Raw genomic sequence first — 12,382 nt, 5'->3', positions numbered from 1 at the left:
TCTATATTTGCACTCGCAAAAAAGGAACAGCGATCTTTTGAATTCTTTTTTATATTTGCCTCCATAGCTCAGTTGGCCAGAGCACGTGATTTGTAATCTCGGGGTCGTGGGTTCGAATCCCTCTGGAGGCTCATAAAATATAAACTTTTGGGGAGATTCCAGAGTGGCTAAATGGGACTGACTGTAACTCAGTTGCTTCGGCTTCGTAGGTTCGAATCCTGCTCTCCCCACTTTATATTTTTATAAAAAAAAACTTGCAAGATTAAATAAGTTTTCTTAGTTTTGCACAGCGTTTACCAATAGTTTTGGAAACAAAATTGCGGAAGTAGCTCAGTTGGTAGAGCGTCAGCCTTCCAAGCTGAATGTCGCGGGTTCGACCCCCGTCTTCCGCTCAAAAAATCACACGTTAAAAGTGATTTTTTTAACACTGAAATATGTAGAGTAGAGTTTCTCAATCAATTTCAGTCTTTTATTAAAATGCCTCCATAGCTCAGTTGGCCAGAGCACGTGATTTGTAATCTCGGGGTCGTGGGTTCGAATCCCTCTGGAGGCTCATTTTAATATAAAATATCTGGGGAGATTCCAGAGTGGCTAAATGGGACTGACTGTAACTCAGTTGCTTCGGCTTCGTAGGTTCGAATCCTGCTCTCCCCACATTTTATATTATAAAAAAACTTGCAAGATTAAATAAATTTTCTTAGTTTTGCACAGCGTTTACCAATAGTTTTGGAAACAAAATTGCGGAAGTAGCTCAGTTGGTAGAGCGTCAGCCTTCCAAGCTGAATGTCGCGGGTTCGACCCCCGTCTTCCGCTCAACAAAAAATCATGCTACTTAGTGTGATTTTTTTAGTTGATGCCGACTTAGCTCAGCGGTAGAGTGCTTCCTTGGTAAGGAAGAGGTCACGGGTTCAAGTCCCGTAGTTGGCTCTCGATTTTCCCGAATCTCTTCGGGATTTTTTTATGCCCAAAAGAATGTAATTTTATTATCTGATCATTTTACAGTTAAACATCTGCTTAGATAAATCCTAAAATTATTTCCTTCTTCAATCTTTTTTTCAGATTCGTTTCTTGCTGATAGTGCTATCATGAAAACTTTTCCCTCACCTTTAGAATCACAATCATAAAATTTTCTTTAAATTCGTGTAAAATAAATTTTTGATGAATATTCTTTTACTGGAAGATGATCTCATTTTGTCTGCGGAATTGTGCAGATTTTTAGAATCAAATAATTTTAATTGTGATAAGATCTATGACGGAGAGACCTTTCTCCGCCAGATAAAAAATAGCACGTATGATCTGTATTTATTAGACATTAATGTTCCTAAGATAAATGGGCTTGATGTCTGTCAGACTATCCGTTCTTTTGACAAAAATACTCCTATCATTATCATTTCTGCCTATGGGGATATCTCTGATAAAAAAGATGCCTTCACCAGGCTGGCTGATGATTATCTTGTAAAGCCATTCCAGTTTGAGGAACTTCTGCTAAGAATCAATTCATTGCTGAGGAGAAAAGCGCCTTCTGATAGTTCAGATCAGGATATTTTAAGAATTGATGACCTTATTATCAATAAAACCGAACAGAAAGTTTATCGTGGAGGTAATGAGATAGCCCTTACCCTAAAAGAATTCCAACTTCTGGTTTATCTTGCAGAAGCACAAGGAAGAACCGTTTCCAAGCAACAGATCACAGAACATGTCTGGGAACATAATTTTAACACGAATACTAACACCGTAGAAGTTTATATCAATTTCCTGAGGAAGAAGATCGATAAAGATTTTAAAATAAAACTGATCCACACCCGTTCAGGGTTTGGATACTATCTAAGCCCATTATAAATGTCTTTAAAAAGAAAGATCGCTTTAACGATAAGTATTGCCTTTTCATTATTATTTGGAATGGTGATGGCGGTCATTTATTTATCTTTTAATGATTTCAGAAGAGATGAGTTTAAAGAAAGATTCAGGCAGAGACTTGAATTTACTTCTCATTTCATCTCAAAATCCAAAGACTTTGAAGAGGAAGCACCCGTTTTTTTCAATGAAAATTCAGATAACATTCTTTTGAATGAAAAGATTTTAATTTTCAATGAGAAAAAAGAATTGATCTACAGTACGATCAAAGACCGAAATGTCATCTGGGATAGTGCCATGCTTAAGGAGCTGGATAAAAAGAAGATTATCTATACAGAAAAGACCGTTCCGGAAATCTATGCAGCCCTTAGGAATATCAACGGCGAAAATTATTATATCCTTACAAGTGCTTTTGATACCAATGGGAAATCCAAATTGGGATATCTTAAATATCTTTTGATTACAGCTTATGTGATGAGCACCATGCTTATTGGTTTCTTCAGCTATTATTTTGTAGAAAAGTTCCTCCGTCCTCTGGAAGATCTGAACAAAGAAATCTCTGAAGTTACGGCTCATAAACTCACCACACAGATTCCGGTAGAGCAATCCAATGATGAAGTAAGTGTTCTTGCAAAATCCTTTAATACAATGATTGGAAGGCTGGATGATGTATTTCAGTCACAAAAAGATTTTACAGCCAGTGCTTCGCATGAGATAAGAACTCCTATTACAAGAATGGCATTTCAGCTGGAAAACCTTATTAAGTTTGAAGAACATTCTCCGGAAACTCTGTCTTCTTTAAAACAAATCCAGAGAGATGTATACCAGCTGTCGGATCTGACAAATTCACTTTTACTGCTTACCAAGTTTGATAAAGAAAATATCCAGAGTATTTATGAGGAAGTAAGAATCGATGAAGTCATTTTTGAAGCTTTTGAAGCGGTGGAAAAAAGTTATCCACAACTTAAGCTGGATTTTCTGATCAATGAAGAAAGTTCTGAAAATGCTTTTCTGACTATAAAAGGAATTCAGTCACTATTGGTAATTGTATTTATCAACTTGTTTAAAAATGCAGCGGTGTATTCAGATAATACAGAAGTGAATGTTCTGATCACTGAAACCAACGATAATCTTTCCATCGAAGTTATTTCTCATGGTAATACTATTTCTGAAGATGAGCAGACTAAATTGTTTGAAGCTTTTACGAGGGGAAATAACGCACAGAATATAGCCGGGTCAGGATTAGGTCTTAGAATCGTCAAAAGGATTCTGGAATATCATGATGCAGATATTATATATTCTTCACCTGAAGAGTATATGAATAAGTTTACACTATTTTTTAAAAAATAAAATGAAAAGCAGCTGATATGAAAAACAGTTGCTTTTTTGTTAAACTCCCGATTAAATTTTTTAATAAAAATTCAATAGTTGGAGAAAAATTCACTGATTTCATGTTGTGGTTTGTTGTAGAAACAGCCTGCTCAAGCCTATTTTAATATTTTTTTAAGCGTCATTTAAGTTTCTTTTAATAGCATCAAAGCAATTTTGTAATTTAAAAAGAAAAATAATGAACAGAATTGCAGTGCTGTGCCTCGCCGTTTCCTCATTCATGGCGGCACAACAGCAGATGTCTCTTTTGGATTGCGAAGAAGCTTTCCAGAAGAACAACCTCCAACTGCTCGCCGAACAATACAACATCAATATGGCTGATGCGGATATTCTGCAGGCTAAAATCTGGGAATTACCCCAATTAAGCGGGCAATTCAACGCTTATAATCCTCAAGACAAAAAGTTTTTTGATGTAGGACATTCTAAAGGAGCGGGTATTACTCAATTGATTTACATGGGTGGTAAAAAGAAAAATGAAATTGCTTTTGCCAAGTCCAATAAAGAGCTTGCTCAACTTCAGTTTTCACAATTGCTGGTAGATTTAAGAGCCCAGCTCCGTTCTACCTATTTCAATCTTTATTACGAAAAACTAAAGCTTGAGAATACCAACAGGCAGCTAGGGTATATGAATGATCTTTTAAACGCCTATCGTGTGCAGTCAGCAAAAGGAAATGTTTCCCTTAAAGACGCAGTAAGGCTGCAGAGTATTGTAATCCAGCTGAATCATGATAAACTGGAGATCAATAAAAATATTCTTGATTTTGAACAGAATCTGAAAGTTCTGACAGGAGTTACTGAAGAGATAGAACCTACGATGTCTGAAACCGAAGCTAAAGAAGCTTTGGTGGCACAGCCTTTCGGTGATGAAGAAGAACTGAAAAGCAAAGCTCTGGAAAATAATGCAGATTATCGATATAATTTGAAACTTATTGATAACAGTAAGCTTTATGCACAGTGGCAGAAATCATTGAATGTACCGGATGTTACCGTAGGCGCTGCATGGGACCAGGCAGGAGGAACCTTCAATAACGAAGCAAATTTGACTTTAGGAATTCCTTTGCCGCTATGGAAAGCCAATCAGGGAAATGTTGTAAAAGCAAATTATGCCATTCAGCAGAATCAGAAAAATGCAGACTTTCAAAAACTAACTCTGGAAACTAAAGTCCAATCTGCCTATAAAACCTGGAAAGCACAATACGACCAGCTTCTGGATGTGAAAACTACAGACCTTCAGAATATGGAACTTGTTTACAATGGAATGCTGAACAATTTCAGAAAAGGAAATGTAAACCTGATTGAATTTACAGACTTCATGGATAGTTACAGGGAGACAGCTCTTCAGATCTATGATATGAAAAATGAAATCATGCAGTCTGCAGAACAGCTTAATCAATTAGTACAAACGAAAATCTTCTATTAAAATGATGAAAACATATATTATCCCCGCATTGATGGTTCTTTCATTAATGGCCTGTTCCAAAAAAGAGGAAGAGAAAAATGTTCATGCCAAAAAAGGATTTGAACTCAGTAACACGATGCTGAATTCTATTTCTCTGGCAAAAGTTGAAAAAAAGAATATAGAAGATGAATACAGCTTTTACGGAAAAATCTCAGCAGATAAAAACAGCTATATAGACGTATACCCTTTAGTAGGAGGAAATGTGATGAGTGTCAATGTAGAATTGGGTGACTATGTAAAAAAAGGACAAGTACTGGCTACGATTAGGAGTACTGAGCTTGCAGAAATTCAAAAGGATGTGAGCGATGCAAAAACAGATCTGGTAGTGGCAAAAAATAATCTTCGTGTGGCAAAAGAGCTTTACGAAGGAAAGCTTAATACAGAAAGAGATGTTCTGGAAGCTAAAAGTCAGTTACAAAAAGCTGAAGACCAATTGCAGAGAGCTGCAGCGGTAAGTACGGTTTATAATGTGAAAACCGGAAACATATACAGTGTGGTAGCACCTATCAGCGGATATATTGTTCAGAAAAGTATCAATAAAGACATGCAGCTGAGAAGTGACAGAAGTGATAATATTTTTGATGTGGCCAATACTACCAATGTATGGGCGATAATGAATGTCAATGAATCTGATATTGATAAAATCAGTCTTGGAATGAAGGCACAGGTTTCCACCCTTTCTTATCCCGACAAAGTTTTTGATGGAAAAATTGATAAAATATTCAAAATTATTGATCCGCAGACTAACGCCATGCAGGCAAGAGTAGTATTGGACAATGCCAACGGACTTTTAATCCCGGACAGTAAAGCCACAATAAAAGTTTCCAGTCTGGAAAGCAACTCTACGCTTACTGTTCCATCCAAAGCTGTGATCTTTGATGATAATAAAAGCTTTGTGGTGATTTTTAAATCCAGGACAGATGTAAAGATCAGAGAAATCAAAGTATTAAAGCAGGTGGGTGATGTCACCTATATTGCAGACGGTCTGAAAGAAGGAGAAGAAGTGATTACCAACAATCAGCTGCTGATCTACCGCTCGCTGAACAGCTAGTCTTATTAAACCATTAAGAATGTTTGCATTTTTCTTTAACGGCTTTTTTAGGTCATCAATGTATCTATCATGAATAAATTCATAAAAAATATAATCGCTTTTTCATTAAAAAATAAAGCATTTACCTTTATCTGGGTAGCGATTTTAGCCATCTCCGGTTTTATAAGTTTCAAAAACATGCCTATTGAAGCTTTTCCGGATGTAACCAATACCCAGATTGTAATCATCACCCAATGGAATGGACGTAGTGCAGAAGAAGTAGAACGTTTTGTCACGACACCCATCGAATTGGCGATGAGCCCGGTTCAGAAAAAAACAAGTGTGAGAAGTACCACCATGTTTGGACTTTCCATTGTTAAAATTCTGTTTGACGACGGGGTGGATGATACTTTTGCCAGAAATCAGGTCAATAACCAGTTAAGAACCATTAGCCTTCCTGATGAGGTAGACCCCGAAGTACAGCCACCCTACGGGCCAACCGGTGAGATTTTCAGATATACGCTGGAAAGTAAAACAAAAGATTCCCGAACATTGCTTACCCTGCAAAACTGGGTGATAGACCGTGCCTTAAGAGGGGTTCCGGGTGTAGCAGATATCAACGTTTTCGGAGGGCAGGATAAAGTTTTTGAACTCAGTATTGATCCGAGAGCATTGGATAAATATAATCTGACTCCGCTTCAGGTATATGATGCCGTTACCAAGAGTAATCTGAATGTAGGAGGTGATGTCATTGAAAAAAATGGCCAGGCTTATGTAGTAAGAGGTATTGGTTTGGTAAAATCTGTGGCAGATATCGGAAATATTACCATTCAGAATGACAGTGGAAACCCTGTTTTGGTAAAAAATGTAGCAGAAGTTCATGAAAGCTCTATGCCTAGAGTAGGACAGGCTGCTTTGAATCATCATGACGATACAGTAGAAGGAATCGTTGTGATGAGAAAAGGAGAGAATCCAAGAGAAGTTCTGGTAGGAGTGAAAGCTAAGATTAAAGAGCTTAACGAAAAAGTACTTCCGAAAGATGTGAAAATGGTCACTTTCTATGACCGCGACAATCTGATGGATTTCACTACGCATACTGTAATGCATAACCTTATTGAAGGAATTGTATTGGTAACGGTAATTGTTTTAATCTTTATGGCAGACTGGAGAACCACTTTGATTGTTTCCATCATCATTCCTCTGTCTCTATTATTTGCCTTTTTATGTTTAAAACTGGCCGGGATGAGTGCCAATCTGCTTTCGTTAGGAGCGGTTGACTTCGGGATTATCATTGACGGAGCCGTCGTCATGGTGGAAGGTCTCTTCGTAATGCTCGATCATAAAGCGAAGCGGTACGGAATGGAGAAGTTTAATAAACTTGCCAAAGGTGGCTGGATTAAGCAGACCGGAACCGGATTAGGAAAAGCAATCTTCTTTTCGAAATTAATTATCATCACCTCTCTGATTCCTATTTTCTCATTTCAGAAAGTAGAAGGAAAAATGTTCTCTCCTCTGGCATTTACATTGGGATTTGCATTAATGGGAGCGTTGATATTTACCTTAACATTAGTTCCTGTTCTTTCCCATATTCTTTTAAATAAAAATGTAAGAGAAAAAAATAACCCATTTGTTAATTTCTGGGACAGAATCGTTTTGAAAGGCTTTAATTTAACGTTCAAACATAAAAAGATGAGCATGATTGTGGCGATTTCTTTCTTGGCAGTTACTTTGTTTTCCGGTAAATTTTTAGGAACAGAATTTCTACCCCAGTTGAACGAAGGTTCATTGTGGATCACTGCAGAAATGCCGATGAGCTCCTCATTAAAAGAATCTCTGAAAACAGCTGATCTTTTAAAGAAAGACATTATGAGCTTCTCCGAAGTAACAGATGTTCTTGCGCAGACGGGAAGAAGTAATGACGGAACTGATCCCAACGGGTTTGGATTTGTACAATTTGCGGTGAATCTTAAGCCAAGAGAAGAATGGAAGCGTAAGATTACTTATGATGAACTGATCAATGAAATAGACAAAAAACTTAGAAGTTATCAGGGAATTACCTTCAACTATTCTCAGCCGATTTCGGATAACGTAGCAGAAGCCGTTGCAGGTTTTAAAGCTGAAAACGGAATCAAAATCTACGGTGATAACCTTGAAACTCTGGATAAATTAGCCCATGAAGTCTTACTGAAGATTAAAGATGTGAAAGGCGTAAAAGATCCGGGAATCATTAAAAATATTGGGCAACCGGAAGTGAGCGTAGTTTTGGATAGAGATAAGATGGCTGCTTACGGAGTCATGCCTGCGGATGCCCAAGCTGTGCTGGAAATGGCTTTTGGAGGAAAAACAGCTTCTGAAATGTTTGACGGGGAAAGAAAATTCCCGATCCGTCTTCGTTATTCTCAGGAATACAGAACCAATGAAAATGACATTGCTGCTTTGATGGTACCTACACAGGATGGAGCAAAAATTCCTTTAAAAGAAATAAGTACCATTGTTAAAGATAACGGAGCTGCATTTATCTACAGAGACAATATAAAGCGATATATCGGAGTTAAATTCTCCATTCGTGACAGAGATTTGGGAAGTACCATTGCGGATGCCCAGAAAAAAGTGGAAACCATTGACCTTCCGGATGGCTATTCTGTAGGATGGACAGGTCAGTTTGAAAACCAGCAGCGTGCCTCTCACAGGTTAGCACAGGTAGTACCTGTGAGTATTCTGATGATTTTCTTCCTGTTGTTTATTCTGTTTGGGAATATGAAAGATTCTCTTTTGGTGTTAGCGAACGTACCTTTTGCTTTGATAGGAGGAATTATCGCATTGCATGTTACCGGAATCAATTTTGGAATCTCTGCCGGAGTAGGGATGATTGCCCTTCTGGGAATTTGTATCCAGAACGGGGTTATTCTCATCACCGAGTTCCATCAGAATGTTAAAGACGGAATGGATATAGACACCGCCATCTTAAATGGGGTGAAATCCAGAACAAGACCCGTGATTATGACAGCATTGATGGCTTCCATCGGATTGATGCCGGCAGCCTTGTCTACAGGAATCGGATCGGAATCTCAGAAACCTTTGGCCATTGTTATTATCGGAGGACTGATTACAGCTACAGTGCTTACCCTGCTTATTTTTCCGATTATCTTCTGGATCTTCAACAGAACAAAAAAGCTCAGTCAAATTTAATTAATCTTTCATTTATATATTAGTTAGAAGCGCGGAAAACAAAGTTTTCCGCGCTTCTCCATTATTGAAATAAAAAAAGGATGAGTTTAAAATCCTAACCCCACTGCAAAAGCTTTTACAGTATTGGGGTAATCAGAAACAGAAGTAGCTGCTCCTGTCATTGTATTTACAGTGTAAATTTTTGTTGAAGAACCTACAGTAGCCATTAAATAAGCTTTCTGGCTCATGCCTCCAATATCAAAACCATTAGCATTGGTAATATTGATTCCTAAAGAACCTGTCTCAACTAAAGTCCCGTTGTTGGGTGGGTTTTGCTGATATAATTTATCCGTATTATGATCGATAACAAACAGAGTAGTAGCAGTAGCTCCGGCAAAATTGTTGGTATAGGCGGCTGCACTTATCATTGGACTTCCAGGATTTAATGCGAGATCTGCAGCAGCAATAGTTCCATCGTTAGGATTGAGTCGGAGATTTTGTCCAGTATTGCTTACTACCCTTATTCTGTCAACAGTGGGGTTAAAATCAAATCCAAAATCAGTTCCAGAAAGGAGGGTGGCAAATGGAGCTGTTCCTATGGCTGTGGCAGCGCCTGTTCCTAAGTTTATGGTGTAAATTCTGCTTGAACTTCCCAAAGCATACAATTGTCCGTTGGCAGGACGGAAATCGATTCCTAAAATATTTTCACCACTTTGTAGTCCTGCCACAGTCTTGGAGACAGGCATTGGGGTATTCGGATTGAAAATCTGAATATTATTCGAATTGTCAATGGCATAAGCTACCGGTTCTGTAGGAATGGCAATGTCAATGATTCCTTGTTGAAGAGTTCCTATAGAGGTTGCTTTTCCATTATTCAGATCCAGAATATGCAGTTTATCATTAAAAGCTAAGAGAGCAGTACTGTTATCATATTTGATGTCAAAAGCAGCCTGTCCTGTAAAAGTAGTTCCAAGACTTCCAACCTCTACCAAAGTTCCATTGTTGGGAGGATCCTGTTTATATAATTTTCCCAGCATCGGATCAATATCATATAAAATGGTTGTAGAAGCACCAGCCTTACTGTTGGTATAGGCTAATCCTGTTATTGAAGGACTTCCTGTTCCATTAATAGTAATATCAGTAGCAGCAACAACTCCGGTTTCCGGATGTAAGCGTAGATTTTGTCCGGAATTACTTACCAGACGAATTCTGTCAACAGTAGGATTGAAATCAATAGAAGCTATTGTTCCGGAGATCATAGGGGAAAATGCTGTTGAGCTTACTGTTCTTGCGGAAGCATTGGAGGTATTGATGATATATAATTTGCTGGCATTGGATAATGCATACAATTCTCCTGTGGCAGGTCTGAAATCTATACTTAATAATTTTTCTCCTGAGGTAACACCGGTTACCGCTGTTTTTGAGAGGAAGGTTTTTGGATTATTGGAGTTAAAATAAACCAGCTCATTCATTGCTGTTATTCCATATACCATAAGATCCGGGCCCTGCGGAGGCATATTTTCTGACATACTGTTTTCATCTGAATGATCACATGAAAATAATGTTGTAATAGCAAACAAGGCTAAATACATGTGTAATAGTTTTCTCATAATATTAATTTTAGTTGTTATCTTTATATGTACGAGAAAAAACAGCACTTGGATTCATGGATACAGGTAATAATCAATATTTTTTTGTCTGTATATCCTGTTCATAATTAACAAGATAGTTTATATTTTTAATAAAACGTTTCTAAGGATTTTTTCTATTCGGAAAAATGTGTAAATTTGCAGTCTCAATACGTTAAATATAAGGTTTGTCCTTCACTGGATGAGAATATTGAAAGTTTTTTTAATAAAAAGTTTTTGGTATTTAAAAATTCATTATATTTGCACACCGAAAATTTGAAAAACAATAAATAAATAATTTTAAATCATGGCAAAGGAAACGTTTAATCGTAACAAACCACACTTGAACATTGGTACTATTGGTCACGTTGACCATGGTAAAACTACACTTACTGCAGCTATCAGTAGTGTATTAGCTAACAAAGGTCTTGCTGAGAAAAAAGACTTCTCTGCTATTGACTCTGCTCCAGAAGAAAAAGAAAGAGGTATCACTATTAATACAGCTCACATCGAGTACGAAACTGAAAACAGACACTATGCACACGTTGACTGTCCAGGTCACGCCGACTATGTTAAGAACATGGTAACTGGTGCTGCTCAGATGGATGGAGCGATCTTAGTATGTGCTGCAACTGATGGACCAATGCCTCAAACTAGAGAGCACATCCTACTTTGCCGTCAGGTAAACGTACCAAGAATCGTTGTTTTCATGAACAAAGTTGACATGGTGGATGATGCTGAGCTTTTAGAGCTTGTTGAACTTGAACTTAGAGATTTATTATCTACTTACGAATATGACGGAGATAACTCTCCAGTGATCCAAGGATCTGCTCTTGGTGCTCTTAACGGAGACGAGAAGTGGGTTAAGACTGTTGAAGAATTAATGGATGCAGTTGATACATGGATCGAGCAGCCTGTTAGAGATCAGGATAAGCCATTCTTGATGCCAATCGAAGACGTATTCTCTATTACAGGTAGAGGTACTGTAGCAACTGGTAGAATCGAGGCTGGTGTTATCAACACTGGTGATCCAGTTGATATCGTAGGTATGGGTGATGAAAAATTAACTTCTACTATTACAGGAGTTGAGATGTTCAGAAAAATCCTAGACAGAGGTGAAGCTGGTGATAACGTAGGTCTATTGTTGAGAGGTATTGAAAAAACTGACATCAAGAGAGGTATGGTTATCGCTAAGAAAGATTCAGTTAAGCCACACAAAAAATTCAAAGCTGAGGTTTATATCCTTTCTAAAGAAGAAGGTGGACGTCACACTCCATTCCACAACAAGTACCGTCCTCAGTTCTACGTAAGAACTACTGACGTTACAGGTGAGATCTTCTTACCAGAAGGTGTAGAAATGGTAATGCCTGGTGATAACTTAACAATCACTGTTGAATTACTTCAGCCAATCGCTCTTAACGAGGGTCTTAGATTCGCGATCAGAGAAGGTGGTAGAACAGTAGGTGCAGGTCAGGTAACTGAAATCATCGACTAATTCACATCTAAAACAATATAAAAAGCTTCCGTAAGGAACACTCTTTACGGAGCTTTTTTTAACTACGGGCATCGTCCAATGGTAGGATACCGGTCTCCAAAACCGTTGATCAGGGTTCGAATCCTTGTGCCCGTGCAAATATAAATTATGAGTTCATTTGTCGATTTTTTAAAAGGTTCTTATAACGAATTCAGACATAAAGTTGAATGGCCAAAATGGGCTGACCTTCAGTCTTCTACAATTGTAGTGACTATTGCGACAGTTATTCTGGCTTTATTTACCTTTGGAGTTGATGAATTGTTTTCAAAAGCAATCAGCAACATAATAGGAATGCTAATCAACTTGTTCAATTAATAATT

Annotated in this window: 8 protein-coding genes and 8 tRNA genes; 15 read left to right on the top strand and 1 reads right to left on the bottom strand. The window is 37.8% G+C overall.

The window, feature by feature from the left end; all coding sequences use genetic code 11:
* Nucleotides 1-57: 57 nt before the first annotated feature.
* The 12 genes from ACKTTZ_RS04915 (at nt 58) to ACKTTZ_RS04860 (ending at nt 8,921) form a co-directional block, all read left to right on the top strand.
* A tRNA-Thr gene (locus ACKTTZ_RS04915) sits at nt 58-131 on the top strand.
* Between the two features lie 18 nt (nt 132-149).
* Nucleotides 150-230 (top strand) — tRNA-Tyr (locus tag ACKTTZ_RS04910).
* A gap of 89 nt (nt 231-319) precedes the next feature.
* Nucleotides 320-392: transfer RNA gene (locus tag ACKTTZ_RS04905), tRNA-Gly, on the top strand.
* 87 nt (nt 393-479) lie between these two features.
* Nucleotides 480-553 (top strand) — tRNA-Thr (locus tag ACKTTZ_RS04900).
* 20 nt (nt 554-573) lie between these two features.
* A tRNA-Tyr gene (locus ACKTTZ_RS04895) sits at nt 574-654 on the top strand.
* 86 nt (nt 655-740) lie between these two features.
* Nucleotides 741-813, top strand: a tRNA-Gly gene (locus tag ACKTTZ_RS04890).
* A gap of 42 nt (nt 814-855) precedes the next feature.
* Nucleotides 856-927, top strand: a tRNA-Thr gene (locus ACKTTZ_RS04885).
* Between the two features lie 231 nt (nt 928-1,158).
* Nucleotides 1,159-1,839 (top strand): response regulator transcription factor, encoded by a 681-nt coding sequence (locus ACKTTZ_RS04880; RefSeq protein WP_034693163.1) that lies wholly within the window; start codon nt 1,159-1,161, stop codon nt 1,837-1,839.
* Nucleotides 1,840-3,204 carry an ATP-binding protein gene (locus tag ACKTTZ_RS04875; protein WP_407847635.1) on the top strand — a complete coding sequence of 455 codons (1,365 nt, stop codon included), beginning with the start codon at nt 1,840-1,842 and terminating at the stop codon, nt 3,202-3,204. It abuts the gene before it with no gap.
* 217 nt (nt 3,205-3,421) lie between these two features.
* On the top strand, nt 3,422-4,663 hold the full coding sequence (locus ACKTTZ_RS04870) for a TolC family protein (protein ID WP_407847633.1): 1,242 nt from the start codon (nt 3,422-3,424) through the stop codon (nt 4,661-4,663).
* A 4-nt stretch (nt 4,664-4,667) separates the two neighbouring features.
* Nucleotides 4,668-5,753, top strand: coding sequence for an efflux RND transporter periplasmic adaptor subunit (locus ACKTTZ_RS04865; RefSeq protein ID WP_253316237.1), 1,086 nt, complete (start codon nt 4,668-4,670; stop codon nt 5,751-5,753).
* Between the two features lie 69 nt (nt 5,754-5,822).
* A complete protein-coding gene (locus ACKTTZ_RS04860; protein ID WP_407847631.1) occupies nt 5,823-8,921 on the top strand; it encodes an efflux RND transporter permease subunit in 3,099 nt (1,032 codons plus the stop codon).
* Nucleotides 8,922-9,007: 86 nt separating this feature from the next.
* Here the strand turns inward: ACKTTZ_RS04860 and ACKTTZ_RS04855 are convergent, their stop codons facing one another.
* Nucleotides 9,008-10,510 carry a DUF4394 domain-containing protein gene (locus ACKTTZ_RS04855; protein WP_407847629.1) on the bottom strand — a complete coding sequence of 501 codons (1,503 nt, stop codon included), beginning with the start codon at nt 10,508-10,510 and terminating at the stop codon, nt 9,008-9,010.
* A gap of 325 nt (nt 10,511-10,835) precedes the next feature.
* On the opposite strand from ACKTTZ_RS04855, the gene tuf reads away from it, so the two are divergent.
* The 3 genes from tuf to secE all read left to right on the top strand — a co-directional run bounded on the left by tuf (nt 10,836) and on the right by secE (nt 12,377).
* Nucleotides 10,836-12,023 (top strand): elongation factor Tu, encoded by a 1,188-nt coding sequence (gene tuf / locus ACKTTZ_RS04850; protein WP_034693176.1) that lies wholly within the window; start codon nt 10,836-10,838, stop codon nt 12,021-12,023.
* Between the two features lie 64 nt (nt 12,024-12,087).
* Nucleotides 12,088-12,158: transfer RNA gene (locus tag ACKTTZ_RS04845), tRNA-Trp, on the top strand.
* Between the two features lie 12 nt (nt 12,159-12,170).
* Nucleotides 12,171-12,377: a preprotein translocase subunit SecE gene (secE, locus tag ACKTTZ_RS04840; protein ID WP_002976410.1), complete on the top strand. Its 207-nt coding sequence runs from the start codon at nt 12,171-12,173 to the stop codon at nt 12,375-12,377.
* Nucleotides 12,378-12,382: the final 5 nt, after the last annotated feature.

The sequence above is a fragment of the Chryseobacterium sp. KCF3-3 genome (assembly GCF_045865955.1).
GTDB lineage: Bacteria > Bacteroidota > Bacteroidia > Flavobacteriales > Weeksellaceae > Chryseobacterium.
The sequence above is the reverse complement of the archived record's forward strand: the minus strand, read 5'-3'. Positions and strand labels throughout refer to the sequence as shown.